Origin of the sequence: Halomonas sp. DP5Y7-2, from assembly GCF_019802025.1 — a bacterium.
GTDB classification, from domain to species: domain Bacteria; phylum Pseudomonadota; class Gammaproteobacteria; order Pseudomonadales; family Halomonadaceae; genus Halomonas; species Halomonas litopenaei_A.
Genome location: NZ_JAHVHY010000005.1, coordinates 38,674 through 63,994 on the forward strand (window position 1 = coordinate 38,674; position 25,321 = coordinate 63,994).

General features: G+C 59.8%; 39 protein-coding genes. 30 read left to right on the forward strand and 9 right to left on the reverse strand.

From position 1 onward, the window contains the following. Positions 1 to 6 precede the first annotated feature (6 nt). From KUW18_RS09990 to KUW18_RS10020, 7 genes are all read right to left on the reverse strand, one after another. On the reverse strand, positions 7 to 258 hold the full coding sequence (locus tag KUW18_RS09990) for a hypothetical protein (protein ID WP_222561316.1): 252 nt from the start codon (positions 256 to 258) through the stop codon (positions 7 to 9). Beyond that, a complete protein-coding gene (locus KUW18_RS09995; RefSeq protein ID WP_222561317.1) occupies positions 255 to 527 on the reverse strand; it encodes a hypothetical protein in 273 nt (90 codons plus the stop codon). Before KUW18_RS09995 ends, KUW18_RS09990 begins: the two co-directional genes overlap by 4 nt. A gap of 85 nt (positions 528 to 612) precedes the next feature. Then, positions 613 to 795, reverse strand: a complete 183-nt coding sequence (locus KUW18_RS10000; RefSeq protein ID WP_222561318.1) for a hypothetical protein — start codon at positions 793 to 795, stop codon at positions 613 to 615. Between the two features lie 905 nt (positions 796 to 1,700). Further along, positions 1,701 to 1,988 (reverse strand): hypothetical protein, encoded by a 288-nt coding sequence (locus KUW18_RS10005; protein ID WP_222486231.1) that lies wholly within the window; start codon positions 1,986 to 1,988, stop codon positions 1,701 to 1,703. A 643-nt stretch (positions 1,989 to 2,631) separates the two neighbouring features. Continuing rightward, a complete protein-coding gene (locus KUW18_RS10010; protein WP_222561319.1) occupies positions 2,632 to 3,441 on the reverse strand; it encodes a hypothetical protein in 810 nt (269 codons plus the stop codon). Further along, entirely contained in the window at positions 3,428 to 3,766 is a 339-nt protein-coding gene (locus KUW18_RS10015) for a hypothetical protein (protein WP_222561320.1), read from the reverse strand. The genes KUW18_RS10010 and KUW18_RS10015 overlap by 14 nt, the downstream gene beginning before the upstream one ends. A gap of 91 nt (positions 3,767 to 3,857) precedes the next feature. Continuing rightward, positions 3,858 to 4,568 (reverse strand): XRE family transcriptional regulator, encoded by a 711-nt coding sequence (locus KUW18_RS10020; RefSeq protein ID WP_222561321.1) that lies wholly within the window; start codon positions 4,566 to 4,568, stop codon positions 3,858 to 3,860. 105 nt (positions 4,569 to 4,673) lie between these two features. On the opposite strand from KUW18_RS10020, the gene KUW18_RS10025 reads away from it, so the two are divergent. The 16 genes from KUW18_RS10025 to KUW18_RS10100 all read left to right on the forward strand — a co-directional run bounded on the left by KUW18_RS10025 (position 4,674) and on the right by KUW18_RS10100 (position 13,333). Then, the gene (locus tag KUW18_RS10025; RefSeq protein ID WP_222486225.1) at positions 4,674 to 4,883 is read left to right on the forward strand and encodes a Cro/CI family transcriptional regulator; all 210 of its coding nucleotides are present in this window, start codon (positions 4,674 to 4,676) and stop codon (positions 4,881 to 4,883) included. A 64-nt stretch (positions 4,884 to 4,947) separates the two neighbouring features. Next, positions 4,948 to 5,436: a phage regulatory CII family protein gene (locus tag KUW18_RS10030; protein ID WP_222561322.1), complete on the forward strand. Its 489-nt coding sequence runs from the start codon at positions 4,948 to 4,950 to the stop codon at positions 5,434 to 5,436. Between the two features lie 64 nt (positions 5,437 to 5,500). After that, entirely contained in the window at positions 5,501 to 6,607 is a 1,107-nt protein-coding gene (locus KUW18_RS10035; RefSeq protein ID WP_222561323.1) for a replication protein, read from the forward strand. After that, positions 6,498 to 7,103 (forward strand): hypothetical protein, encoded by a 606-nt coding sequence (locus tag KUW18_RS10040; RefSeq protein WP_261396613.1) that lies wholly within the window; start codon positions 6,498 to 6,500, stop codon positions 7,101 to 7,103. The genes KUW18_RS10035 and KUW18_RS10040 overlap by 110 nt, the downstream gene beginning before the upstream one ends. Continuing rightward, a complete protein-coding gene (locus KUW18_RS10045; protein ID WP_222561324.1) occupies positions 7,100 to 7,453 on the forward strand; it encodes a hypothetical protein in 354 nt (117 codons plus the stop codon). Before KUW18_RS10040 ends, KUW18_RS10045 begins: the two co-directional genes overlap by 4 nt. Beyond that, positions 7,450 to 7,914 (forward strand): recombination protein NinB, encoded by a 465-nt coding sequence (locus KUW18_RS10050; protein ID WP_222561325.1) that lies wholly within the window; start codon positions 7,450 to 7,452, stop codon positions 7,912 to 7,914. The genes KUW18_RS10045 and KUW18_RS10050 overlap by 4 nt, the downstream gene beginning before the upstream one ends. Further along, positions 7,911 to 8,399 (forward strand): hypothetical protein, encoded by a 489-nt coding sequence (locus tag KUW18_RS10055; RefSeq protein ID WP_222561326.1) that lies wholly within the window; start codon positions 7,911 to 7,913, stop codon positions 8,397 to 8,399. Before KUW18_RS10050 ends, KUW18_RS10055 begins: the two co-directional genes overlap by 4 nt. Then, the gene (locus KUW18_RS10060) at positions 8,396 to 8,545 is read left to right on the forward strand and encodes a hypothetical protein (protein WP_222561327.1); all 150 of its coding nucleotides are present in this window, start codon (positions 8,396 to 8,398) and stop codon (positions 8,543 to 8,545) included. The genes KUW18_RS10055 and KUW18_RS10060 overlap by 4 nt, the downstream gene beginning before the upstream one ends. Next, on the forward strand, positions 8,542 to 8,976 hold the full coding sequence (locus KUW18_RS10065; RefSeq protein WP_222561328.1) for a DUF968 domain-containing protein: 435 nt from the start codon (positions 8,542 to 8,544) through the stop codon (positions 8,974 to 8,976). Before KUW18_RS10060 ends, KUW18_RS10065 begins: the two co-directional genes overlap by 4 nt. Continuing rightward, the gene (locus tag KUW18_RS10070; protein ID WP_222561329.1) at positions 8,973 to 9,170 is read left to right on the forward strand and encodes a hypothetical protein; all 198 of its coding nucleotides are present in this window, start codon (positions 8,973 to 8,975) and stop codon (positions 9,168 to 9,170) included. Before KUW18_RS10065 ends, KUW18_RS10070 begins: the two co-directional genes overlap by 4 nt. Further along, positions 9,170 to 9,523 (forward strand): RusA family crossover junction endodeoxyribonuclease, encoded by a 354-nt coding sequence (locus KUW18_RS10075; RefSeq protein ID WP_222561330.1) that lies wholly within the window; start codon positions 9,170 to 9,172, stop codon positions 9,521 to 9,523. The genes KUW18_RS10070 and KUW18_RS10075 overlap by 1 nt, the downstream gene beginning before the upstream one ends. Positions 9,524 to 9,787: 264 nt before the next feature. Beyond that, positions 9,788 to 10,369 (forward strand): hypothetical protein, encoded by a 582-nt coding sequence (locus tag KUW18_RS10080; RefSeq protein ID WP_222561331.1) that lies wholly within the window; start codon positions 9,788 to 9,790, stop codon positions 10,367 to 10,369. Between the two features lie 318 nt (positions 10,370 to 10,687). Next, the gene (locus KUW18_RS10085; protein WP_222561332.1) at positions 10,688 to 11,620 is read left to right on the forward strand and encodes a sensor domain-containing diguanylate cyclase; all 933 of its coding nucleotides are present in this window, start codon (positions 10,688 to 10,690) and stop codon (positions 11,618 to 11,620) included. A gap of 270 nt (positions 11,621 to 11,890) precedes the next feature. After that, positions 11,891 to 12,394, forward strand: a complete 504-nt coding sequence (locus KUW18_RS10090) for a lysozyme (protein ID WP_222561334.1) — start codon at positions 11,891 to 11,893, stop codon at positions 12,392 to 12,394. A 37-nt stretch (positions 12,395 to 12,431) separates the two neighbouring features. Further along, positions 12,432 to 12,746 (forward strand): hypothetical protein, encoded by a 315-nt coding sequence (locus KUW18_RS10095; protein WP_206937018.1) that lies wholly within the window; start codon positions 12,432 to 12,434, stop codon positions 12,744 to 12,746. A gap of 80 nt (positions 12,747 to 12,826) precedes the next feature. Continuing rightward, complete coding sequence (locus KUW18_RS10100) at positions 12,827 to 13,333, forward strand: hypothetical protein (protein ID WP_222561335.1); 507 nt, start codon at positions 12,827 to 12,829, stop codon at positions 13,331 to 13,333. Between the two features lie 1,426 nt (positions 13,334 to 14,759). Here the strand turns inward: KUW18_RS10100 and KUW18_RS10105 are convergent. Beyond that, complete coding sequence (locus KUW18_RS10105; RefSeq protein ID WP_222561336.1) at positions 14,760 to 15,044, reverse strand: hypothetical protein; 285 nt, start codon at positions 15,042 to 15,044, stop codon at positions 14,760 to 14,762. 36 nt (positions 15,045 to 15,080) lie between these two features. Between KUW18_RS10105 and KUW18_RS10110 the strand changes: the two genes are divergently transcribed. From KUW18_RS10110 to KUW18_RS10175, 14 genes are all read left to right on the forward strand, one after another. After that, entirely contained in the window at positions 15,081 to 15,539 is a 459-nt protein-coding gene (locus KUW18_RS10110; protein WP_222516476.1) for a hypothetical protein, read from the forward strand. Beyond that, entirely contained in the window at positions 15,502 to 16,827 is a 1,326-nt protein-coding gene (locus tag KUW18_RS10115) for a terminase large subunit domain-containing protein (RefSeq protein ID WP_213226994.1), read from the forward strand. Before KUW18_RS10110 ends, KUW18_RS10115 begins: the two co-directional genes overlap by 38 nt. A 1-nt stretch (position 16,828) precedes the next feature. Then, the gene (locus tag KUW18_RS10120) at positions 16,829 to 18,211 is read left to right on the forward strand and encodes a DUF4055 domain-containing protein (protein WP_222561337.1); all 1,383 of its coding nucleotides are present in this window, start codon (positions 16,829 to 16,831) and stop codon (positions 18,209 to 18,211) included. Continuing rightward, a complete protein-coding gene (locus tag KUW18_RS10125) occupies positions 18,204 to 19,364 on the forward strand; it encodes a phage minor head protein (RefSeq protein ID WP_222561338.1) in 1,161 nt (386 codons plus the stop codon). Before KUW18_RS10120 ends, KUW18_RS10125 begins: the two co-directional genes overlap by 8 nt. Before the next feature lie 14 nt (positions 19,365 to 19,378). Next, complete coding sequence (locus KUW18_RS10130; protein ID WP_157033133.1) at positions 19,379 to 19,531, forward strand: hypothetical protein; 153 nt, start codon at positions 19,379 to 19,381, stop codon at positions 19,529 to 19,531. Positions 19,532 to 19,626: 95 nt separating this feature from the next. Then, positions 19,627 to 20,352 (forward strand): hypothetical protein, encoded by a 726-nt coding sequence (locus KUW18_RS10135; RefSeq protein ID WP_045994880.1) that lies wholly within the window; start codon positions 19,627 to 19,629, stop codon positions 20,350 to 20,352. A gap of 11 nt (positions 20,353 to 20,363) precedes the next feature. After that, on the forward strand, positions 20,364 to 21,323 hold the full coding sequence (locus KUW18_RS10140; protein ID WP_108448748.1) for a major capsid protein: 960 nt from the start codon (positions 20,364 to 20,366) through the stop codon (positions 21,321 to 21,323). A gap of 53 nt (positions 21,324 to 21,376) precedes the next feature. After that, on the forward strand, positions 21,377 to 21,730 hold the full coding sequence (locus KUW18_RS10145; RefSeq protein WP_222561339.1) for a hypothetical protein: 354 nt from the start codon (positions 21,377 to 21,379) through the stop codon (positions 21,728 to 21,730). Positions 21,731 to 21,733: 3 nt separating this feature from the next. After that, on the forward strand, positions 21,734 to 22,108 hold the full coding sequence (locus KUW18_RS10150) for a DnaT-like ssDNA-binding protein (RefSeq protein ID WP_222561340.1): 375 nt from the start codon (positions 21,734 to 21,736) through the stop codon (positions 22,106 to 22,108). Next, positions 22,108 to 22,482 (forward strand): hypothetical protein, encoded by a 375-nt coding sequence (locus KUW18_RS10155; protein WP_222561341.1) that lies wholly within the window; start codon positions 22,108 to 22,110, stop codon positions 22,480 to 22,482. The genes KUW18_RS10150 and KUW18_RS10155 overlap by 1 nt, the downstream gene beginning before the upstream one ends. Before the next feature lie 2 nt (positions 22,483 to 22,484). Then, on the forward strand, positions 22,485 to 22,877 hold the full coding sequence (locus KUW18_RS10160; protein WP_222561342.1) for a hypothetical protein: 393 nt from the start codon (positions 22,485 to 22,487) through the stop codon (positions 22,875 to 22,877). Further along, positions 22,874 to 23,272, forward strand: a complete 399-nt coding sequence (locus KUW18_RS10165) for a phage tail terminator-like protein (RefSeq protein ID WP_222561343.1) — start codon at positions 22,874 to 22,876, stop codon at positions 23,270 to 23,272. The genes KUW18_RS10160 and KUW18_RS10165 overlap by 4 nt, the downstream gene beginning before the upstream one ends. A gap of 62 nt (positions 23,273 to 23,334) precedes the next feature. Continuing rightward, positions 23,335 to 24,249, forward strand: a complete 915-nt coding sequence (locus tag KUW18_RS10170; RefSeq protein ID WP_222561344.1) for a phage tail tube protein — start codon at positions 23,335 to 23,337, stop codon at positions 24,247 to 24,249. 10 nt (positions 24,250 to 24,259) lie between these two features. Continuing rightward, positions 24,260 to 24,655, forward strand: coding sequence for a hypothetical protein (locus tag KUW18_RS10175; RefSeq protein ID WP_222561347.1), 396 nt, complete (start codon positions 24,260 to 24,262; stop codon positions 24,653 to 24,655). A gap of 154 nt (positions 24,656 to 24,809) precedes the next feature. Here KUW18_RS10175 and KUW18_RS10180 read toward each other — a convergent pair whose 3' ends face one another. Next, positions 24,810 to 25,139, reverse strand: coding sequence for a hypothetical protein (locus tag KUW18_RS10180; protein ID WP_222561348.1), 330 nt, complete (start codon positions 25,137 to 25,139; stop codon positions 24,810 to 24,812). Positions 25,140 to 25,321 lie beyond the last annotated feature (182 nt).

Here is a 25,321-nt window from a genome sequence, read left to right on the forward strand (position 1 = left end):
CCCTCCTCATGCCGCCCAGGCGTCCCGCTCTCTGCGGTACTCCTCGAGCAGTCGGTCATAGTCAGTGTCGGTGAGCTTGGCCTCGAGCCATGCCGCCGGATAACCGTGGCGGTCGAGGATGTCGAACTCGAATTCCTCCGGCTCTGGTGGATCAGCGTCACCGAATCCAAATCCAGTGGCGCGCATCGGCACCCCAGGGCTGTAGAGCGTCACCTGGCACCGGCACGGGATACCGGCAACGGTGGTCATAAACGTCATGCCGCTGCCCTCCCCTGTGTGCCTGTGGCGTGCAGCCAATCAGCCAGCAGGTCGATGACACACCGATAGACGTTATCGCCGCCGCTGTGGCCCTCGCTGGTGGCCACTCGCTCCAGGGCGTAGGCCAGATCGCCCAGGCTGCCGGTGTGAACGGCATGCGTGATCGCCGCCTCAATGGCGTCTGTCGCTGGCTGAGAGTCGGGCTGGCCAGCTGCAGTAATCAGCCACTTGGCGTCACTGCGGGAATCTACGTAGCGTTGATAGCTCATGCTCACCTCCTGCCGCACCAAGCGGCGCCGATGATGGCCAGAGTGATCAGGCCCGCCGCGATGACGAGCCAGCTGTCGTTGGGGGTCATACCGCCCTCCAAATCTCAATCGGCGGCGTCACACCCTTGGCCGCCATGGCCTTGCGTCGCTGCCAGCGCTCTTTGCGCAACCACCGCTTGCGGTGCTCGCTCGTGATGATCTTGTCGGCCCAGTGCTCGCCGATGAGAGGCCGCAGTCCGAGGCGGCGTCGTGCTGTGTCTGCGGTCATGCGACCTCCTGGAATAAAAAAGCCCGCTCGATGGCGGGCAATGCAGGGAATAGGTGGTGATGCGGGCGCATCGGAGAGGGCTCGGCGAACTTCTACCAACGCCCCGGATGCTGATTTTCGGCGCGTCCAGTCAGGGCGCCATCCGCGCGGCATCCGTCCAGTCAGCCGGTTGGTAAGCGTTATCCCTCAAGCGCTTGGGTTTCGTCAGCCGTGTGGCGGCCAAACCCTCTCCGATGGGCAGATACTGTCAGCCTCTGCCGGGGCGCTGGGCCGCACTGCGCAGCGGATCGCGTTGATGCCTCTTACATCTAGGTCTATGGTGTGAAGCACAGGGAATTAATAAATTGATACTAAGGCGATGATAAAAACAATGTTCAAATGCAGTGCGTGCGGAGGTGAAATCAAACCTCAACCGGATGCTCATGACACATCGAACCTGCACCTGTGCATCTGTGTTAGGTGTCATAAACCATTCACCTCGAGCGAGTATCGCGAGCAAGTAGCTGAACAAGCCTGTGAGGCTTTCGCTTTGGCCTGTAAACAAATGGCCCGCCAGAACACCAAATAGGGATGACACCAAAAAAGCTACCTCCTAACTTTCAGAGCGTGCCCCCATCTTTAATGATCCAATACTCTGGCCCGGGGCCGGGGCGCTGGGCCGCACTGCGCAGCGGATCGCGGCATGATGGCCTCATGCGGGGCTGGCTCTCATTCGGTGTAGATCACCGCTATTCCTTGCCTTAGCGCATAGATCTCCTGATCCTTCCTTTCCAACACTAGGCGAACCAATTCGGCGGGCGGAGTTCCCAGCGGGCCATGCTTCTCAATCATGCTTTCAGATAGATTCAGCTCGTTTACGACATCCTCGAGCATGTTTTCCAACTCAGGTTTCGACCAGCAACTCATCACTTCACCTCGCCCGTAGGCTCCGTTGCCACGCCCTTAAGCTCAGTGATCTCGCGCCTGAGCACCCGAATTTCAGCCTCGTAGCTTGCTGGTGACCGGACCTTCATCTTCAGGCTGCACGCTTCCTCCTGGCAGAAGGTCTCGCCGTTGCGTGCTTTTTCAGCTCGCATTGCAATTCGGCGTAGCCGCTTGGTCTGCGTCCTTGACGCCCTGGCCATGCGGGCTATGTGATCAAGTGCGTCATGCAGCTGGTTGATCGTGTGGTGGTAGTTGGTGCCATTGTTCACTGCCTTCCTCCTGTCCGTTGTCATCCGAGAGGGCTGGCCGGAGCTGGTCCCGGCATACAGTGCGGGAATCGAACCCGACTCACAGGGTGTTGAGCCCTGCCATCTACCTAGTGGCCCACTGTAGAAGCTCCGCGTCACCGGCCTAGGAGCCCGTCACCGCCTCGCTTCTTGCGCATCAGCCTGCGCATTCAGCCCTCTCGGATGGGCTCTGCCGCGGCAAAGCCCGGAATTCGTCTCTCTCGCACCGCCGATGTCGCCATCGGTAGCCCCTGAGGCAGGTGTCCCCCAGCAGCCCTACAGCCCCCAACCGTTTTAGGGGGATGCCCCGCGACGCCGACCTATTCTTCTGGTGGTCTTCACGCCTCTGCATGCGGGATAGCTGTGCGATTACTACGTCAGATTGTTAAAGAGCGTGGCCAGGTGGCCGGTGGTGGGCTGCTGCCCTGTCCACGCTTCAAATTATGGCTATGCGCATATTTACTGTCAATGCGTGTTCTCATATTTTTTCCTGAGAATATGGGCAAGATGGTGCAACGGTATGATTTAGAACATAAAAAACCCGCCTCAAGGGCGGCTATCAGGCGGGGTTCCTACAGGTGGGCACAAAAAACCCGCCTCAAGGGCGGGTCTTGAGCAAGACGAGCTAGCCGCTTGGCTGCACTGTCTCCGGCTGAGCTTCAGCCTCCGACGGTTGAGGCGGCAGTCGGTTTAGGATCGCGGCCTGTGCCTCTTGGATCGACTGCTGAGTGGCCTGAATTGACTGCAAAGTACTGTTGGTGTCCGAGCGCTCTTGATCGGCTCGATCGATATTCTGCCGGATCCAAGCCCCTTGCTCAGAGATAGTGTTACCCATCGAGGCCTGCAAAAGAGCGACAATCCCGGCAAACCCCAGCACTGTCGTCAGTACCGCTCCCCAAACATGTCTGCGAAGGCTTCTGTTGTCATCATGAAGAGTGTTTACGCGATCATCGAGTTTTTGGAAGTCCCGGCTCATGCGACCTTCAGCCTGTTCAGCTTGACGCTCCATGCGAGAAATCAGGTCGCGATTGCGCTCATCCGCTTGCTCATTAAACCGCTGCATAGCCTCCATGCGAGCGTCAAGCTTAGCTTCAATGCCCTCTAAGCGTGCGTCGATGTAGCGATCCTGTCTATCCATGCCGTCACTCCCGGAGGCCTCGTCGCGCTCTTCGCTGTTGTTGACCTCGCCAGTACCGCCGAGTTCCCCCATGAAGCCAATAGTCTGGGGGGAGAATCCTGCCTGAACTGATTGGCGCGCATCATCTGGAGATGGGTGGTAGCCCGTAGGCTTAAACACTAAACCCTTCAAATCCTGTTCATCGACATCGCAAACGAAGAAGACTGTCCCTAGCTCCTTCCCCTGCTCACTCTCCAGAGTGAAAGAGCGCTCTTGCGACACAACTTCATCATACCAGCTCGCGTTAGAAGTCGTCATGTCGCTGCCTTGCGATATGCTCGACCAAAGGCACTACCGAGAAGTCGGCCATGAACCCGCACGAATCACAGCACGCGGTGAATGAAGGTAGCGAGAAAGATTCCCCCTCCAGCGATGCCTCAAGCACAACCTTGCTCACAAGCGCAGGCTTAGCGCTGTTTTGAAACACCGAACCATCCTCGCGGCGAGTCATCGAAGTGAATGCGACAAGGTTGTCTGAGCATATGGGGCAAGAGCCACCGCCCGGAACCGTCTCGAAGAACTTGACGACATCCTCTGACGTTATGGAATCGACAATTTCCTTATACTTATCAATATTATCCATTGGACAAAACTCTTTGCGCCTGAATGCTGCTATGGAGCGTGTCTAAGGCCGCTTCACGACGCCCTGGGCGTCCCCATCCAAATAATGGCGATCAATCGAAGTTCTCCCACCAGAAGACCCTGCCTAGGATCTTAGGGGCGTCCGGATCGGCAAGGCTGTACACCTCCTCCGGGTACTCCTCGCTGTTCTCGCTGACCACGCGCACGCGGTTCAGAGGCATGCGGTAGAGACGCTTCACGCGCAGCATACCGTCATGGTCGAGGGCGTAGATCTTTCCATCGACGACGCTCCGGCTTCCCTTGTCGATGCCGATAGTGGCGCCATCGTTGATGGCCGGGCACATGGAGTCACCCTTGACGATAGCGAGAGCGGCATTCTCAGGCTGCACTCCAGCCCTCGACAGGCGCGGCAGACTAAACCTCTCCTCCGCCCCGTGATTCTCTATGACCTGGGTGGCACAACCATCGCCAGCGGCAAACTCCACCTCTCTGAACACTGGCAACATCACCTCGTCAGGACGCAGCGGCTCGCTACCCTCGATGACCTCGTGATCAATCAGCTCGGCATTGCCTTCTGCTGGACGGCGCGGGAGTAAGTTCGAAACGTTGCTGGTTTCCCGCATTTCGCCCGCTCCGCTAGAAAGCCATCGAGGGCTCACGCCGAGCGCATAAGCGATAGCCACAGTGTGACTAGAACCACGGTACTTCCCGCGCTCCAGACTAGAGATAACGGATTGGTCGATACCAACTCGTTCAGCCAGCTGCACCTGAGTGAGCTTGGCCTCTTTGCGAGCGGCTTTCATGCGGTCTTTGAATTCCATGCGTCGATTATTATGCGCGCACTCATATCCTTGCAAATGGCTTTACCCATATTCTATTATATGAGCATTCGCATAGAAGGAAGCGTTATGGACACGATCTTCGAGCGCCTTGTCGCTCACTTCGGTACTCAGGCAAAGGCTGCCGAGGCGCTCAAGGTTAATCAGGGCGCCGTCTCCAACTGGGTTCGCGGCAAGCATGGCATGTCTCCTGCGGTCGCCCTGCGAGCCGAGGCTCTGACAGGGGGTGAGTTCAAAGCAGCGCAGCTTTGCCCCCAGGTCTTTGGCGCTGCCGCCTAACCACACCCACAGGTTAACCAACGAAGCTCGCGAGCGGCACGGCATCGATCAGGAGAATTTCCCCATGGATAAACAACCAGTACGCGACATGGACGCCTTCATCGATCCGGTGCACGACGCGGCGTTCAGCAACTGCATCAAGGCTCTGGCGGTGAATGTCGGCATGTCTGCCAAGAGCCTTTATCGCCGTCTGGACGACAACGACGCGATGCCGCTGCGCTTCGTGGACTTCGTTTCGATCTTTTGGAGCGTCGACGAAGAGTCGCGCAAGGAAATGATCCAGCCGTTTCTGGAAGACATGGGGATGGTCGCTGTGAAACGCACAGAGGCGGGAGTGAGCCGCGGTGACGTGCTGGGTTCGGTGCTGGACAGCCAAACAGAATCCGGTCGCCTGGCCGGCCTGATCCACCAAGTGATCGCCGACGGCGAGGTGGACGAAGACGAAGCAGCAAGCCTGGATGCGCAGTTCCGCGCTATCGAGGCGGCGACGGCCAAGCTGAAAGCCGATCTGGCGTCGATGAAGAAACCCGCCCTGCGCTCAGTCGGGCAGTAAATGCAAAGAAGCCCGGCGTGCTGGGGAGCAAGGACCGGGCTTCATCACAAACAGTAGGTAAATCATGACAGATACCGCTCAGATATTCCAGTTCCCAAGCGCGCCCGAGGCGCCCAGGGAAAAGCGAGGTGCGCAGTTGGAAGACGGATATGTCCGTACTGCCAACGCTATCGTCGAGGCGCTTTGCAAGGCGCCTCTGACGAGCAGAGAGGCCCGTGTCGTCCGTGCAGTAGAACGCGCCACCTTCGGGTGGGATCGATCCTCTGCGCGCCTCTCACAAAGCGTCCTGGCCAAGATGACTGGCCTGACGACCAAGCGTTGCAGTGAAACCGTGAACGGCCTGTTAGCCAAGAAGGTTCTTCGTCGCGACGGCGGCTCGCAGGCACCGATCGGTATCAATACCCGCATCAGCGAGTGGGATTTCTCGGCTCAAAAGTCTCGGGTGTCCCCAAAACGGAAGCCTGATCCAACTTGGGGACTCCGACCCCAAAATGGGGACGAAAAACGTCCCCAAGATGGGGACACAAATACAGACACTACAGACACTCTAGAACCTAAAGGTTCTAGAAAGACCTCGAAGAAGTCCTCGCCGAAGAAATGGGGTGACCCCGTTGACCACGAGATGGCCGAGCAAATGTTCGCCGCCATCAGTGCCGACCTGACCAACCCCAAGCGTCCGAACATGAGCTCCTGGGCAAACGAGTTCCGCCTAATGCGAACCCGTGACGAGCGCACCGTCGAACAAATCCGCTTCCTGATCACCTGGACTGCCCAACACCAGTTCTGGTCAGGCGTCATCCTCAGCCCCGCCAAGCTGCGCGCCAAGTGGGATCAGCTCGAAATCCAGGTCAAGAAGCTCAAGGAGTCTCGTCATGAAAACCGCATCTCAGCTGGCAACCGTCGCGCAGAGCAGGATCGTGTCGCAGCGAGCCTCGCAGACCCCTACGACACCTCCTGGGCGGAAGGCCTTTTCGACGAAGGAGGAACGAAAGCAGGAGATTCAGGGGCTGGTGAACCGGGCGTTTACTCGGCTGGAGGCGATTTTTCCGAGGACATGGCGGATGTCGTTCTCGACGAGCGAGATGCTTCAACTGGCCAAGCGGGAACTCGCACTTTCGATGGCGAGGTGGTCATCGCTGCCGACGATGGAATCGCTCGACATGGCTATTGAAGAAATCAAGCTCGAAGGCGGGAACTGGCCACCATCCATCGCTGAGCTCTGCCGAATCTTTAAACCGAGCCTGAAAGACTTCGGGCTGCCGGAACCCGAGATCGCCTTCCGCGAGGCTTGCACCTATGCGGGCCGGATTATGGAGCACCACTGGAGCCACCAGGCCGTCATGGATGCCACCACTGCCACCGGCTCATGGGATCTTCGCCACTGCTCCAACGAGGGCGAGCGATACCGGCTGCGCAAGGTGTTCTTTGCCGAGTACGAGGCGCTGTGCAATCGACTCCTCGAAGGCGGTGAGCTGGATGACCGGGTTGCTCTTCTCGAAAGCGATGAGATGAAAAGCGTGATCCGCAAGGCCCAAGAGGCCAGCGAGCGAAAGGCTCAGCAAGAGGCGGAGGATTTCTGGCGCACCCGTGGTGAAGAACCGCCGAAGAGCACAGAAGAAACCATCGCTCGAATCAAAGGGATTCTCGCCGAAGGGGGTGATGCATGACCCCCCGCGCCTGGACTGAGGATGAGGAGCAGAAGCTGCGTGAAATGTACGAGGAGTTCACCCCGGTGCCTGTCATCGCGGCCCTGCTGAATCGCTCCCGGGCCTCGATCGAAGGCAAGGCCGCGGGCCTGGGAATACGGGACGTCGAGCGGCGCCAGTTCAACCGGGCCCATCCGCTGCGATCAGACCCGTGGCACCAGTACCGGAAAGGGCGGCATGCCCGCGACCAGAAGGAAGGCTGCCACGCGCCGGCCAACCTATCACCACATCTCGTCGCCTGGTTCAAAGCCGGATGGCACGACCGCGACATCGAACTCGGACACAGCGTAATCGCGGAGGGCGCGGCATGAGCAACGAGCACTCCTACCGTATCGAGTCCCTTCGGGACCTCCAGGGCGTGCTGGGAATGGCCGGGCGGATGGCGAGCAAGGGTCTCGAGGCCGGTCCGGTTGAGCTGGTCCTGCGTCGGCCCGGGCGCGTCCTGAGCCAGAACGCCAAGTTCCACGCCATGATCACCGACATTCATCGCCAGGCCTTCCGCGGCTACTCGTTCGACGGCGTGAAAGCGGTCCTGGTCAACCAGTTCGCCCAGGAGATGGAGGAGCAAGGCACGCCGCTGGCCAAGCCGGGCGAGCGGGTCTGGGACTGGAAGACCAAGGAACCGGTCTACGTCCGGCCGACCACCACCAAGTTCCGCAAGGCCGAGGCCGCCGCCTTCATCGAGTTTCTCTACTCCACCGGCGTAGAGCTCGACGTGGCATGGAGCGAGCCAGCACTGAAGGTCTACGACGAATACCGGGGGGCCGCATGACTCACGATGAACTAGTCATTCGCGCAGAGCGCTGGCTCAAGAGCATGGGCTGCGGAGTCGTCTTCAACGACCGTTTCCGCGCAGCGACTCACTCTGGCGAGCAGCCGGACGCTATCGGATGGCGCGACGGCCTGTCGATCCTTGTCGAGTGCAAAGCGACGCGAGGCGATTTCCTTGCAGACAAGAAGAAGCCTTTCCGCGTGGCCTCGTCGCTCGGCATGGGGGACTGGCGTTTCATGATGTGCCCGCCAGGGATGATTGCTCCCGACGAACTGCCGGCAGGCTGGGGGTTGCTGTACGTCCATCACAAGAAGGTTGAGAAAGCTCATGGAGTGCCGACCAACTGCCAGTGGTGGACCAAGAAGCCCTCTGAGGGCAATAAGCGCATCGAAACGCAGGTTATGTACTCCGCGCTTCGCCGCCTCAGCATCCGTGGGCACTTCGAGACCATATACGAGCCAATCACGACTGGAGGGGAGGCATGACTGCCACTCACGCTCTATTCGCCTTCGCCATCGTGTCCTGCCTTGGCGCCTGCGCCGCCATGGTATGGGCGCAGCGCGAGGACAAGCGCCGGGCCCGCGAGTCCATCCAGGAGCTGTTGGGCAGGATCGATAGGAGGGGCTCATGAAGCGCTCAGCACTCCAGCGGAAGACGCCACTCCTGAACCGGGCGCCGATGGCTCGCAAGCCGATTCAGAAGCGCCGCAAGGCAGCACGGAAGGCGTCGACCGACACCCGGTGGCGCAGTGAGCGTTACCTGGTTTTCGTCCGCTCCATGCCCTGCTGTGTGTGCGGTGGCCGCGCCACTGACGCGCATCACGTGATCGGCCTTCACTGGGGCCTGTCTGGCATGGCCACCACAGCCCCGGACAGCTTCGCTATGCCCGTCTGCCGGGAGTGCCATCAAGCGATCCACGCCAGCCCTGAGATGCAGGCCCGACAGCCAGGGTGGCTTACCGACACCATCAACCGTGGCCTCGACCACTTCACAGACGAGCCCATCGTCGGCGCCCTGGCCGACGCCCTCGAGTTCATCGCCGCCAAGGAGGATGCCAAATGATGACCATCTCAAGCCCAGCCGGACGCAGGCTGGCCAAAGCAAAGGCCGAGGTAGAACGCATCGAGTCCATTGTCCGCGGCGGGACACACCTAGCGGAGTGCGAGCAAGCGGTTAAGGAATACGAGGCAGCAGCGGATGCAGTTGCAGACGAGCTGATCCACCAAGGCTTCCACGAGATGGATGGGGAGGACTGATGATAACCCTCACCCTTCCCTGGCCGCCAAGCACCAACACCGTCTGGCGCAACGTCCATGGCCGCACGCTGCTGTCCCGCAAGGGGCGGCAGTTCCGCAAAGACGTAGCTACTGCCGTCGCCGGACAGCACCATGGCGAACCCTTGGCCGCCCGGCTATCTGTAGTCGTCACCCTACTGCCGCCCGACCGCCGCAAGCGGGACATCGATAACCATGGCGGCAAGGCCCTTCTTGACGCGCTGACCCACGCGGGCATCTGGCTAGACGACGAGCAGATTGACCGCCTGACAATCATCCGGGGCGAACGCCTGGCTGGTGGCCAGTGCCTGGTCGAGATCAAGGAGGCCGCATGAGCGACAAGCAATCCGAGCGCCCGCCAGATCGGCGCTACCACAACGATCCCCGGCGTCGGTCGTGAAGTGGTCACGGAAAAGCGCCTACTCGATACAGAGCGGCGAATTCGTGATCTGTAGGACAACTCACAGCGGCGTCGACCGCTACACCCTCTGGCGAGGGTTTCAAAGCATCAGCGAACACATCACGGCGAGCGAAGCCAAGGCACGAGCAAAACGGGAGAGCGCGGCATGATTACGACTGATCCGAAACTGGCATGGGCCATGGCACTCGATACCGGTGTTCGCTCTCAGATGGGCCCCATCCTCGAGGAGCTGGAAAGCGGTGGCGGCGTGCAGTTCACCAAGAAAGGGGGCACCGGCGCTGCACACGGCATCGAGTACGGGCCTGTTTATGCGCGCATCTGCCGCTTGGAGCGCGAGCAACCCACGCTGGCCGCCATCGGGCATGTGCTGTGCCATCCCTCGACCGAGCAGGCGAATGCCTATCTGGATGACGCTGTGGAAGCCGTCGAGGGCAAGGTGATCGCCAGTATCCCGAACTGGGGCGATGGCCGAGCCTGGCGCCCTGCGAAGAAAGAGCGAGTCCACTACCTGATCCACGTCGCGCTGCTTGAGCGGCAGCGCAACCTTTCGAACGAGCAGCCGGCATGGGTTCCTGAGCGCATCGGCGCCATGATGGCCGACTGGTACGGCGTGGCAATCAACACCCGAAAGTGGCATCAAGACTGGATGCCGGTGTGGTCCGTGATCCAGGCGTCGATCAACCACTGGGAGGGCGAAGCCATGGAGCCAATCAGCGAGACGATCGGCGATATGGTGAGAAACATCAGAAAGGCTGCATAAAGTGCTGGATTTCTAAGCCCCGATGTTGTAGCTTATCTTTAAGCTGGACGGCGTACACCCAAACAGCTAGCACATATCAAAGCCTCGCCCTCTCCGGCGGGGTTTTTTCGTATTTCACTAAGTTGCACGATAGGTTAGCTACTCAGGCCGCTCAAACAACGACATACTTCTGCCTCATACCGAAGGCCATGGGCATTGTACTCTTAGCCAATACACCAGCTCGACACTATTCTGCATTCTTCACGAAAAACTAATACGAATGTGAAGAAAGTTGTACAATATAGACAGAAGTCAAAGAGACTGATGCCGGGATGAGCCATGCGGGAATCTGCTAAAAACGAAGATCAGCTCAGCGAGAACGAGATACGCTGTATTTTCCAGAGTCTTGATGCGCTCATTTACGTCAGCGATCTAGATACCCACGAACTTATCTTCGTCAACAAAGCACTCCAAAGTAAATTTGGAGAGCCTTCAGGTAAAAAGTGCTGGCAATATTTACAAGAAGACCAAGCTGGTCCGTGCAATTTCTGCACGAATTCTCTGATAGCGCCAGGGAGCAAGCCCTCGCTCGATCCAGTTGTGTGGGAGTTTAGAAACACTAGAGATAACCGGTGGTATCAATGCCGAGATATTGCAACCGTGTGGCCTGACGGCCGACTGGTTCGCATCGAAATAGCCATCGACATTACTGCGCAGAAGGACCTTGAGGAGAAGCTTCGTGTATCTAAAAAGGCTGCACAAAGGCTCGCATTACAGGATGAGCTGACCCACCTTCCTAATCGCCGATCCTTTCTAGCTGAGTGCGACAACGCACTTGCATCCAGTTGTGATAATGCTCCGTTTTCTCTAGTAATGATTGATCTGGATAGCTTCAAGGCTGTTAATGATACCTATGGTCACCCAGCAGGAGACCATGTCTTGCATGCTGCTGCTCAGCGCCTGAAAAGCCTAACGCGTTCGTCAGACATCATTTGTCGTTTTGGAGGCGAAGAATTTGCCCTTGCGGTGCCTGGGGCGTCTACAGACGAAGCTTTATTATTGGCTGATAGGTTACGAGAAAATCTCAAAAGCTCACCTATTAATTACAAAGATTTTTCCATTACTGTCACTGCAAGCTTTGGAATTTCTGGCACGAATGGACAGGACGCTTCGAGCCTCTCCCGACTATTAAGAGAAGCTGATATTGCTATGTATCAAGCTAAAAGAAACGGGCGAGATCGCGTGGAGGTCTACTCCTCGAATGAGGTGTGATTCTAAACTCTTCATTCGGCGCAGCAGGCTGTTGCTCGACTCAATGATCCCTCGAAGTTAGTAACCGCATACCGTCCTTGATACTCGATCCGTTAGTTCAGACAGACTTGTTCTTTCCTGCGCCCTGGCCTCCCGCCGGGGCGTAGTTCGTTATGCCGCCCTGCGAGCCTTCCCTCGCCCTGGTCGGGCGGCACCCTTTTCCGTGATGACGCCGCCACCTGGTGTCTTTGCCCGTTCCTGCGGGCTGTTTTATTCCCCCGAGGTGTCGCCATGAAGACCAGCCAGCGCGGACTGAACCTGGTCGCCGAGTTCGAGGGGCTTGAGCTTGAGGCATACCCCGATCCCGGTACTGGCGGCCATCCCTGGACCATCGGGCGCGGCACGACTCGTTATCCCGATGGCTCCCGCGTTCAGCCCGGCGACACGATCACCGAGGATGAGGCATTCGCCTTCCTCCGTCATGACGTTGCCCGGTTCGAAGATGACGTCGAGCGCCTGGTGGTTGTACCGCTCAACCAGAACCAGTTCGACGCCCTGGTCTCGTTCACCTACAACGTCGGCCCTACAGCTCTCGAGACCTCTACCCTCCTGCGCAAGCTTAATACCGGCGACTACCGTGGCGCTGCGGACGAGCTGCCGCGCTGGAACAAGGCCGGTGGTCGCGTACTGGCTGGGCTGACCCGACGCCGCAAGGCTGAGCGCGAGTTATTCCTGACGCCTGAGAGCGTCCAGTTTCACTGGCTTGACGAGACCGTCAGAGTTTCAAAGCCGTAAACCCGTATTGTCTACGCAGGCCCACCCAGGAGGCGGGATGTCACAAACGAGTCCCGATACTGCCTTGAAGGCCAAGCCTATTCTCGAGAGACACGTCCAAACCGTGCTCTTAGCCCTCGTCGTCGGCCTGCTCGCCTGGTCAGGCAACACCACCCTAACCCTGATCGAGACATCAGCGCGCCAGGACGAGCGTATATCCCAGCTGATCACATTGACCGAACAGCTTCGTGCAGATCTGCGTGAGGTCGGCAACGACTACATGACGATCAACGACGCGGCTATGTACCGCGATCAGATCAACAGCCGAATCGATGCCCTGGGTGCCCGGGTGTCGCGCCTGGAGAACCGGTGATGAATTGGAGCGACGTTGGTGGATTCCTATCAGAGATCGCACCGAGCGTGGGCCAAGCGCTCAAAGAGGCTGCCCCTGGCATGGCGCAGGTTGCCGCTACAGCAGCTGGCAATGCCGTTGTACCTGGTGCTGGTGGGCTGGTCGGTGCTGCTCTGGGTAAGCGCGTCGCTGACGCTTTGGGCACTGAGGTCGCGCCGCAAGCGGTAGTGAGCAAGGTGCAGGCTGACCCACAGGCGGCCAAGATCAAGCTGCGCGAACTCGACATCGAGCTGACGCGCCTCTATCTGCATGACCGTCAGGATGCCAGGGCGATGCAGGTCGCCACGCTTCAAGCTGACAACGCCGGTTGGCTGGCCCGCAACTTCGTGTACCTGCTCGGCACTCTAGTGATCGTCGCAGTGTTCGCCTATATCGGCGCGGTGACGTTCGTGGAGCTGACGCCCACCGGTGAGCGGTATGCAGACATTGCGGTGACGGGCATTGCCGCAGGCTTGGTCAGCAGCGTGATGGGGTTCTTCCTCGGAAGCCGCCAGCGGCAAGAGAGCCGAGCGCCCCGCACGTTCTTGGACGCGATCAAGACGAGATAGGCGCCCACCGCCGCGGGAAGGCAACACACCGGCTGCCTGGGCCTGTAGTTCTTTAATGCTTTAGCCTGCGGTCTGTCGGGATAATTCTCGTTTCGTCCAATTATGAGGTCAGAATGGCACTTCGTATTCGGCCTGACGGCAGAATTCTCTGCGCCGCAATTCATCCAGAGAAGCCTGGAGATGTCTATATAGACGATGGGATACACTACAGGCTGTCGGCAGAGGCAGGTGCGCTTGTTACTGAGCCCTTTGAAGCCCATTTGCTCAGAGGAGAATGGTGGTGGAAAAACCAAGTTCCACAGGGTGTTACAATTGATAAGTACTACACGGAGAGGTCTCGGTGAAGCGGGCCGGCATTTCGCAGCCCGCTTGGTCGATCAGCTTAATCGCTTGCAATGGCTGCACTTTGGCTTACCACCTGTACCTGACTGCCGGTTCCTTGTCTCAATATTATTTCCCTCAGTACATGCGTTATTATCATGATGCACATGGCTTTCTTTCGCATGAAATGGAGCAACTTTAGCCATCGTCATGACTCCTGCGTTAGTAATCACAGCACATGCTGCACAACAAAGGTAGGCAACATGAAGCATGTAATACTATTTCAATCGCCGACCTAAGCGTAAAACTTTAGTATCAAAGGCTGCTTGAGCCTTGAAGATTTTATGAAATAAATTCAGGCATAACCCTGAGCAATTAGCTGGTTCGCTACGCTCTAGGATCAATCGGAATCGCAATCGCGATTACGCTTCTCAGCTTCTCGCTCAGCGGCCTCGCAGTCGTGGTGGGAAGCAATCACGTCATCGTCCAGGTGGGTATCTACAACCTGCCAATAGTCGACCTTTTTGCTATCGGGATCGGTGAGCACTGAGCGAACCTGAAATCTGGCGGGCATTCTGGAGCGACCTCGCAATGGAAGGGGCTGCCCGAGGATTCTATCTGGCAGGCCGTGAGTTGAAAGAGAGGGCTGCAGCTTCTGCACGAGCTTCTTCCTCGAGGACATGCCGCGAGACAACCTCTCTGGATTCTTCATTGTAGTGCTGAGAAAGCTTTACTACCGCCCATCTCACCCGCCGGCTCTTAGCGGTTAGGTAGCTCTCGACCAAGTACTTATCCACCTCCAGCGCTCCTACAGATCGACTTAAGCGGTCGCAGAGTATGCTGAGAGCGAACCTGTGGCAAAAACACATTCATCGGTATATCAACGGTTTCGATGCAAGCCAATGCCCAAAGCCGATGTAAGACGCTTGAGCTTAGTGGTCGCTCCATACGCATCCAGGCCCTAGCTCAGCGCGCTAAACCCCTGCAGCACCCGGAGGTGGTCCCCACCTACCAAGTGCGGACGCTGTGAAGCACTGCACTCCGTAGCCGCCGACGACTCTCAGGCGGCCTCTATGCGATGGTGACGAAATCGGAGCATCGCTCCTCATCTCGTTCGAAACACAAGGTATGGAATTCCTTCTCGCCCGAAGTAAAAAGAGCCCATCAACTCTTCACCGACCATAGATGCTTTGCTATCTGCCCGTCTCACGACGAAGGCATAAAGCTGTTTAGCCGAGTCATCGATGTACCGGTAGTGGATATAGCCAGCTGTAGAACCTACGTCGTACGTAAAGCCGAGTATCTCCGCGACGGGGAGAGAAAAATTTTGCGGAATATCAGGCGCTTGTTCGTTTGGCAATTTTATTTGCTTAAAAGCTAGCTGGGCCATTTCCCCTCCTGCCTAATAAAATGTTGGATATCAATAATGGCCAGACCCACCAAGTACAAAGCGGAGTTCGCCGAGCAGGCCCGCAAGCTGTGCTTGCTGGGCGCCACAGACGCCGAACTCGCTGACTTTTTTGGAGTGGCAGAATCCACTATCAATAAGTGGAAGCTCAATCACAAGGGGTTTTCGGAGTCCATAAAAAGCGGAAAGGTGATGGCAGATGCGGAGGTAGCCACTCGCCTCTATGAGAGAGCTCTCGGCTACAGCCACCCCGAGGAGAAAGTGTTCAACAACCAGGGCGAAATCGTCACCCACCAGACGACTAAGCACTACCCGCCTGACACTACCGCCGCCGCCATATGGCTGAACAACCGCAAACCAGACAGGTGGCGCAACAAACCCGAACCAGACGGACAGGACGACGCACCTCAACCGGTCAACGTCGTCTTCAAGGTGCAGGATGCCAGCGACCCCGATCGAAACCGAGGCGACGCTTAATCGCCCGCAAGGTCAGTTCCTGGCGATGCAGCAGAAGTTCCGGGCCTATGTTGCCGGCTTTGGCTCTGGAAAGACCTGGGTCGGCTGCAGCGGGATCGGCGCCCATGCTTGGCAGCACCCGCGCATCAACATGGGGTACTTCGCCCCGACCTACCCTCAAATCCGGGACATCTTCTACCCGACCATCGAGGAGGTCGCGCACTCACTCGCCTTGCGCGCTGAGGTGCGAGAGGCAAACCGCGAGGTCCACCTGTATAGCGGCCGGCAGTACCGCTCCACGGTGATATGCCGCTCGATGGACAAGCCTGGCAGCATCGTCGGCTTCAAGATCGGGCATGCCCTGGTCGACGAGCTCGACCTGATGGCTACTGCCAAGGCCGAAATGGCCTGGCGCAAGATCATGGCGCGGATGCGCTACAAAGTCGACGGGCTCAAGAACGGCATCGACGTGACGACGACGCCCGAGGGGTTCAAGTTCGTCCATCAACAATTCGTCAAGGCGCTGCGTGACAAGCCGTCCATGGTTCAGCGCTACGGTCTGGTTCAGGCATCGACCTATGACAACGAGGCGAACCTGCCAGATGACTACATCGACGCTCTGCTGGAGGCCTATCCGCCGCAGCTGATCGATGCCTACCTGCGTGGCCTATTCGTCAACCTGACCACTGGCACGGTCTACCGTCAGTTCGATCGGGCGCTGAATGCTTGCATGGACACCGTGCAGCAGGGCGAACCGCTGTTTATCGGCATGGACTTCAACGTCGGCAAGATGGCGGCAGTGACCCATGTGAAGCGTGACGGCGATCCTCGCGCGGTGGACGAAATCATGGGGGGGCACGACACCCCCGACATGATCCGCCGCATCAAAGAGCGCTATTGGCGCTATGACGGCGACGATTACATCAAGACCTGCGAAATCCACGTATACCCCGACGCCTCGGGCGACTCGCGCCGGTCAGTGAATGCGTCGACAACGGACATTGCTCAATTGCGTGACGCCGGCTTTCGGGTGGTGGTGAACGCCAGTAACCCACCCGTCAAGGACCGCGTCAACTCGATGAATGCGGCGTTTTGCAACGCCAAGGGCGAGCGCCGCTACAAGGTAAACCCCTATGCATGCCCAGCTTATACCGACGCGTTAGAGCAGCAGGCATGGAACAAACAAGGCGAACCTGACAAAGAGAACGACAAGGATCACCCCAACGACGCTGCCGGGTACTTCATTGTGAAGGATTACTTGGTCAACAAGCCGAAGGTCGGCATGAAACGCATTCGAGGACTCGCCTGATATGCCTGTCACCACGACACACCCCCAATACGACGACAAGCTCACCGATTGGGAGCTGATGCGCGACAGCATCGAAGGGGAAGGCGCTATCAAGGGTGCTGGCATCGGCTACCTGCCGAAGACCAGCGGTCAGCTGGCTCTCGAGCACCAGGCGAAAACCGACGAAAGCGCGATGCTGTCGCTCGACGAAGCCCGGGAGATCTACCAGTCCTACAAGCGGCGCGCCCAATACCCGCTGTGGGTGAAGGACTCACTGCGTACGATGATGGGGCTTGTGTCTTGCCAGGAACCCGAGATAAACCTACCGACCTCCCTAGCCTCCCTTCAGGACGAGGCCACGGCCGACGGCTTCCCGCTCAAGACACTGTTCCTGCGCGCCGTGCGGGACTTACTGGCCTACGGCCGGCAGCCGCTGCTCGCAGACTGGGATGGCGACGGCCGGCCCTATGTGGCCCTCTACGGCGCGCTCGACGCCATCAACTGGCGCGAAGCTGACGTCGATGGGCGTCGCGATCTAGTGCTGACTGTTCTGCGCGAGGCCGTGCACAAGGGCGACGAGTTCAGTCACGACAGTGAGGCCCGCTACCGAGTGCTCGACCTCAACGAGGGCCGATACCGGGTGCGTCTGCTGGATGAGCATGGTGAAGCAGTCGGCGAGGAAGACATGCCGGGCACTAACCAGGCGCCGCTCGACTTCGTCCCCCTGGTCTTCTTGGGCAGCACCGACAACAACGCCGACACCGACGAGATTCCGCTGCTGACCATGGCGAAGGCGGCGCTCAAGAGCTACCAACTCTCGGCAGACTACTACACCAGTCTCCATTACACCTCGCATCCCCAACCGTGGATCGCCGCGGACCTGGGCGAGGACGAGCAATTCAGTGTCAGCGGCCCCATGGCCGCCTGGAATGTGGGCAAGGACGGCAAGGTCGGGTATCTCGAGTTTCAGGGCGCGGGCATCGAAGCCAACCGCACGGCGATGCAGGACCAGCGCAACACCGCGCTCGAGGCCGGAGCCCGGGTGATCGACGCAGGAGCCGACGAATCCGGCGAGGCCCGCAAGGCCCGCCAGAGCGATCAGCACACCAGCCTGTACAGCGTCGTGGTGACGGCCGCCGAGGGCATTGAGCAGCTGCTTCGCTACTTCGGCCGCTGGCTGAACTTGCCGCAGGCCGACATCGATGCCATCACGTTCAAGGTCGAGCCCGAATTCACCAAGGCCGAGATCGATGCCGCAATGATGGGCATCGTTCGCGATCTGCGCCTGGCCGACGAGGTGCCGCAGGCGGTGCTGTTCGAGTCGTTGCGCAAAGCCGGGGTCACCAATCTCGCCGACCAGGACCTGTTGGCCCTGCTCGATGGTCAGGTAACCGACGATGAGTGATCGTGAGGACGGACAGCGCCGGATCGTCACCGCTCTGGCGCAGCATGTCTCATACCTGCACCGCACCGGCACGGCGCACGTCAATAAGGCGCTGGCGATCATCGACGAAATGAGCGCCGAGCTTCCCCGGGAGATCGGCGAGCGCCTCGACAACCTGACGCCGGCCGAGCTCCAGGCGTTCGCCCGCGGCCGCTACCACACGACTCGGCTCAAGGGGCTGCGCGACGCGATTGACCGCTGGGTCTCGACGCTTGGCGAGCGCATCAAGTCCATGAGTCTCGAGGAGCTGGCGGCCCTGGCCGATCAGGAGGCGGGATACGTCCGCGACCTCATCGCCCAGGCGGTAGAGGGCGAGGTCCCGCCGGCTCCTGCTGTGGCATCGGCCGCTCTCTCCCGACCGGTGATGGGGGAGTTTGTCGAGGACATGCTGGCCGACATCGGACCGGCCACCCGCAACCGGGTCTACAGCACCATCCGCCAAGGCGTCAGCGAGGGCCAGAGCAACAGCCAGATCATCCGGGCCCTGCGCGGGACACCGGCGCTCAAGTACCGCGACGGCGTGCTGCAGACGACGCGCAACAACGTCGACAACGTGGTTCGCACGGCCCGGCAGCACATGAGCAACGAGGCCTACCGGGAGACCTACAGCGCCCTGGGCGTCACCCATGTGGTTTGGGTGGCCCAGCTCGAAGGACGGACATGCCGCCGATGTGCGCCGCTGGACGGTCGGCGCTGGAAGATCGACGAGCCACATCCGGAACCGCCGCTTCATCACCGGTGCCGCTGCAGCCTGGCGCCCTCCCTCGACGGAGACATCATGGGCCAGCGGCCCTACGTGCGCGCCCTCAAGGTCGCCGGACGCGACGGGAGCAGGAAGTTCCATAGCATCGGCAACATGACCAAGAAGCAGCGCGAAGCTGCCGGCCTTGAGGTTGGGCAGGTTAGCGCAGGCACCACATACGCCGACTGGTTTGCGAGCCAGAGCGCCCGGTATCAGCGCGAATGGTTGGGAGACCGGCGCTACCGCCTCTACAAAGAGGGCGGCTACAGCCTGGACCGATTCACCGATCCTCGGCAACGCGAGTACACACTAGACGAGTTGAGAGCACGCGACCGCGAGACATTCGCCGAGGTGTTTGGCGAGGCGGCATGAGGTAGGCTGACAGCATGACTCCGGCCGATCCCGATTTCATCACCTGGTGGCGACTGTGGCGCCTGCTGCAGTCCGGCAGCGGAACGCTCGCCGACCAACTCCAGGCCCGCCTCTGCTGGAACCTCTCTTTCGAGGTTCGACGCCGCCTAGGCGATTTCGAAGACTGACCAACAATTTTATTCAAAGCCCCGCCATTGAGCGGGGTTTTTTAATGGCTGCTCGCCAGGCGGGCGGCCTCAACGCGCTCAAGGAGCACAACACCATGCCACTGGAAATCGACTTCTCTGAACTCGGCATCGAGCTGGAAGAAGACAAGGCCAAGGCTCTCAAGGAGGCGCTGGACGCCAAACATGAGGAAGCGCTCAACAGCGAGGTCAGCGGCCTTAAGTCAAAGCGCGACCAACTGCTCGAATCACAGAAAACGCTCAAGTCTCAGCTCAAGCAATTCGAGGGGCTGGACCCCGAGCGGGCCCGCCGGCTCGAGCAGCAGCTGGCCGAGAACGAGGAGGCCCAGCTAATCGCCGACGGCAAGCTCGACGAGGTGCTGAACAAACGCACAGAGCGGATGCGGGAAGGCTATGACCGCCAGCTGAGCGAGGCTCAGCAGACCGCAGAGAGCGCCAAGGCGTTCGCCGACAAGTTCCGCGGCCGGGTCATGAGCGACGAGATCCGAACTGCGGCCGCCGAAGTCGGCATCGTGGACTCGGCTGTTCAAGACGCAGTCTACCGCGCAAGTTCGCTGTTCGAAGTCGATGACGAGGGCAACGTTGTGCCCCGAGAGGAGGCCGGTCTGGATGCAGACGGCAAGCCTCTCACCCCTTCCGCATGGCTTGAGTCCATGCGCGAGAAAGCTCCGCACTGGTTCCCGCAGCCCAAGGGGTCGGGGGCGCCGGGTGGCGGAGGTGGCTCCTCAGCGCCAAGGGCGTGGAAGGACGCGAAGTCTACCGCCGAAAAGGTGGAAATCCTGAAACGCAAGCAAAACCAATGAGGTAGCGCCCTATGGCACTCTCTGATATGAAAGTCTTCAACGACTTCCTGTACTCGGCAGCCACCGAGACCATCCGCCAGCAGATCGAACTGTTCAACGCCGCAACCGGCGGTGCCCTGCAGCTCCAGCAGGCGGGCAACGTGGGCGATTTCGCTCACGAGGCCTCCTACAAGGCCATCGCCAACCTGATGCGTCGTCGCAACGCCTACGGCACCGGCGCCGTCACCCCGACCACTCTGGCCCAGATGGACCATGTGGCGGTGAAGATCGCTGGCGGCACCTCCCCGGTGGAGTTCCAGCCGCAGCAGTTTCAGTGGATTCAGCGTCAGCCCGAAGAGGCCGGTGTGGTGATCGGCGAGCAGGTCGCTCGAGGCGTCATCGCCGATGAGGTGAACACCGCCATCCTGGCCCTGCAGACTGCGATGATCGGCAACTCCGCCGTGGCGCACGACGCCACTGCTGGCACTCTGAATCTGAACGCCCTCAACAAGGGTGCCGGCAAGTTCGGCGATCGCATGATGGACATCATGGTCTGGGTGCTCCACTCCAAGCCGATGACCGACCTGTTCGACGGCGCCCTGACCAACGGCAATCAGCTGTTCGAATTCGGCACCGTGCGCGTCACCCAGGATGGATTCGGCCGCCGGTTTGTGATGACCGACTCTCCTGCGCTGTACGAGGCCGATGGTGGCGGTGCTGGCACCGACCACTACCACACCCTTGGCCTGGCCGAAGGTGCCGCGGTTGTCGAGGACAACAACGACTACTACGCCACCGTCGAGGAGAAGACCGGCGACGAGAACATCCGCCGGATCTTCCAGGCCGAGTACACCTACAACCTCGGCCTCAAGGGCTACTCCTATGGCGGCACCAAGTCGCCCGACGATGCCACCATCGGCACCGGCGGGAACTGGTCGCAGATCGCCAGCGATGTTAAGGACACCGCCGGCGTCATCGTGACCTCTCTGTGATCCCTGGCGGGCGGCCTACGGTTCGCCCGCTGGCCAGCTGATAGGAGTCAGCCATGCACCTGATCTACACCACGCGCCGCCGCGGCTTCGAGCCCGGGCCGCAGTACCGCAATCCCCGCTTCTTCGCCGGCGCCGACAAGGCCGCCACCAGCGTCACCGTCGAGGGCCATCACCCCGACGTGGTCGCCGCCTACGAGGCCGCCGGCATCGAGGTCGAGGTGATCGGCGCCGAAAGACCGCGTCCGGACGATGCCGAGTCCGACGAGCGGGCCCGCCGCGCCGAACTGATGGACGCCATCGAGCAGACCACCGGCAAGCGCCCCGGTGCCAACACCAAGACCGAGACCCTGGAACAGCGGATGGCCGAGATCGAGTCCGGCAGCCAGGACGAAGACGGGCAGGAGTAACCCATGGCCACCTACGTCACCGTTGACGATGTCGACACCAAACTGGGCGCCGGCTGGGAAGGCTCGGGCGACAAGACGCGCGCCGTGCTGGAGGCCAACACCTGGCTCACCGCCAAGCGGGCCCGACTCGCCGATCCTGTCGACGATGACGTGGTCATGGCCGGCGCCCTGCTGGCCCAGGAGGCGGCGAATGGCCGGCTCTACGCCGACACCGACGGCGCCCTGAAGCGCGAGCGGGTAAGGGCCGACACCGTCGAGGTGGAGACCGAGTACCAGGACGGCGCCAAGTCACAGACCGGCGCACTCTCGATGATCACCGACTTGCTGGCCCCGTACCTGCCGAAGACGAACGGCTTCACCATCCTCCGGAGGCTGTGATGGGCTACATCCAGGACAAAATCAACGCCAAGCTGCCCAAGGCGTTCGACGGCAAGCTGAGTGACGCCGTGCGCACCTTCACTGGCTCCCGCGAGATAGCCGGCGAGTACGATCCAGAGACTGGCAGCAACACAACAACGGTGACCTACTCCGGTCGCGGCGTGTTCGGCGACTACTCGACCCAAGAGGTTGATGACCAGCACATCCGGCGCACCGACGTAAAGCTCTCAGGCGTACTTCAGAATGAGCTGATCATGGACGATGACCAGGCCCCGGCCAGGCCCAGAGTCGACGACACCATCGACGGCATGCTGGTGGTCACCGTTGGGCAGGACCCGGCCAGGGCCACTTGGAAAATCCAGCTTCGGAGGTAGCCATGGCCAAGCAAGGATGGAGCAAATCACTGACCGGTTTCGCTCGGCAGGTGGGGCAAGACATCTCGGCCCGGCAAGAAGAAATGGTGCTGTTCGCTTTGCAGCAGCTCATTCTTCACTCACCTGTCGATACAGGGGCCTACAAGGGGAGTCATCTGGTTACCGTGAATGGCAGTGACAACTCAGCGGTGCCCGAGCCGGACAAGTCAGGCGCCCGAGTCCGGCGAGATGCCGAGGCTGTTTTGTCAGCCGCCCGGGGCAAGCCCTTCAAAGCTGTGGTCCTTCAATCAAACATAATCTACGGCGAGAGCCTGGAATATGGGCATTCACAACAGGCGCCTCTAGGCGTCTATTCCATTGCCTTCGAATCCTTGCGTGCGAGGTATACCAATTGACCTTCGACGAGATCCGCATCGCTATCGAGTCGCGCATGGTGGCGTGGGATGGTGTGCCCGTGGCATTCGACGGCGACCCCAACGGGCCGAGCGTGGATGCGGCCATCACCAACCAGGAGCCATGGGTTCGGCTGACCATCCAGCACGGCGACAGCTTCGTCGCTGGTCTCGGCTCCGAGCCCTGCATTCGCCGCCCTGGGCTGATCATGTGCCAGGTGTTCACCAAGGATAACCAGGGCAGTCGGCAGGCGTATCAGGTCGCCGACTCCCTGGCTGCGCACCTGCAGTTCTGGCGTACTGGCCACCTCGAAACGCTCGCCTCCTCAGTGCAGCGCGTAGGGCCCACTGACGGCAACTATCAGCTGAATGTAAAGACGCCCTTCCGCGTCGGATAAACTGCCCCACCGTCCACCTCCGAGCCGCCTTGAGCGGCTTTTTTCATGCCTGGAGAAAACACATGTCCAGCGGCTCTCAGATCGCAACCTACCTCGCTCCCGAGTCCACGCCTGGGGAAACGCCTGACCCGGCGACCTGGGACACCCTGCGCCTCACTGGCAATACCCTGACGCCCAACGTCTCCACCGAGGTCTCTGCTGAGATCCGCGAGACGCGCATGCAGGGCGGCGGCATCATCACCAGCCTCGACTACTCCGGCGACCTGGCTGGCGAGATGAGCGCGGGCACGTTCGACAAGCTGCTCGAGGCAGCCTTCTACGGCACCTGGGCGACTGATGTGCTGGAGATTGGTGCTGACCGCCACACCTTCACCATCGTGAAGGCATTCAAGGACATCGGCGTCTACTCAACCTTCAAGGGCGTGCACATTGGCGCCATGCAGCTCGACATCCCCGAAGAAGGCAAGGTGACCTGCAGCTTCACCGGGATGGGCCTCGGCTATGAGGACGGCGAGACCGATCCGACTGCCGCTGGCACAGTGAACCCACAAACGACGACCGTTGCCATGGGTTCAGCTACCAGTGTGGGCGATATCCTGGTCGACGGCGCTACGCTGGCTGGCGAGGCCTGCATCAGCGCCCTTTCCATGTCCATCGACAACACGCTGCAAACACAGCGTTGCCTTGGCAAGGCTGGCCCTGGGGCTCTGATTGCCACGTCGGCCAACGTCTCCGGCTCGCTCACCATGGCCTGGAGCAAGGCGGCCTGGAACCAATGGAAGAAGATGCTGACCCGCGAGGCTATCGGCGTGTCCTTCCCTCTGACCGATGCCGCCGGCAACAGCTACACCTTCGACCTGCCGGAAATCGAGATCGACGGCGAGCTGCCGGACGGTGGCAATGAGGACATCGTGCAGGTGTCGCTCAACTACACCGCCAAGAACACTCCCATCAAAGTCACCCGCGTGCTGGCATAAGGAATCCCCGATGGCTTTCAATGCAAAACGATACTCACCTGACGCCTTCACTCAAGGCGTTTGGCTAGCAATCATGGGCGGCCAGTTCAAGGTCGCCAGAGCTGGCAACCCCATTTACGAGCAGGCGCTGGAGGAGTCCGGTTATCGGAAGAAGATCGAGCCAGCTGAGAAAGAGCGCGCCCTGTACACGGCCATTGCCACCGGCGTTCTGCGAGACTGGAGCGGCGTCGAAGACGATAGCGGCGAACCGATCCCCTACAGCATCGAAAATGCGGTTGAGGTGATGCTGGACAACCCTGATCTGGTGGCGCGCATTCTCAGTCAGGCCAACGACCTGTCCAACTTTCGTCGTGAGGACATTGAGGACCAAGGAAAAAAGCCGCGGCAGCGCTCAAGTACCGCCTGACAACAGCCGGACGAGAAACCAAGCTCGCCACGATCGCCAAGGCGCTCAATCTCACCAAGCAGGTTGAGCCGCCCGAGATCGACGAGCGCTGTGCCTTCTGGCTGCACCTGTTCGACCTCCTCTCCCCATCAAGGCCTGCCGGCTTCGGCGCCACTCAGCCCATACCGTTGTCTGAGATGGCTGCTTTGCGCCAGATGATGGTGCTACCCTGCTCAGCGGATGAGTTCATTTCTGTGATTCGAGAGATGGACTGGGCATACATGGAAAGCAGGGGGTCGTAAGTGAAATATTGTATTTCGGTAATTGCAGTCTCAGCCATGCTCGCAGGTTGCTCAACATCACCAGTGTCAGCGGAAAACGCTAAGCCAGTGCCGGAAAATAGATTGTTTGACCTGCAATCCCCGCCAGGTGTGCCACACGGACAGCTAGTAATAACGCGAGACAATGGATTTACTGGCAGCGCTTGCAGCACGTTCATCAACATCGATGGGAATCGTGCTGGCGAGATATCGCCCGGAGAAGTTGCACAATTCTATGTCGCTGAAGGGCGTCACATATTGGGCGCTGAAACTGATTCGGCATTGTGCCCTGACGTTCTTAAGGAGCGAGAATTCTCGCTGAAAGATGGTGAATATCGCAGATACCGTATCTCTATCGATTCCGGAT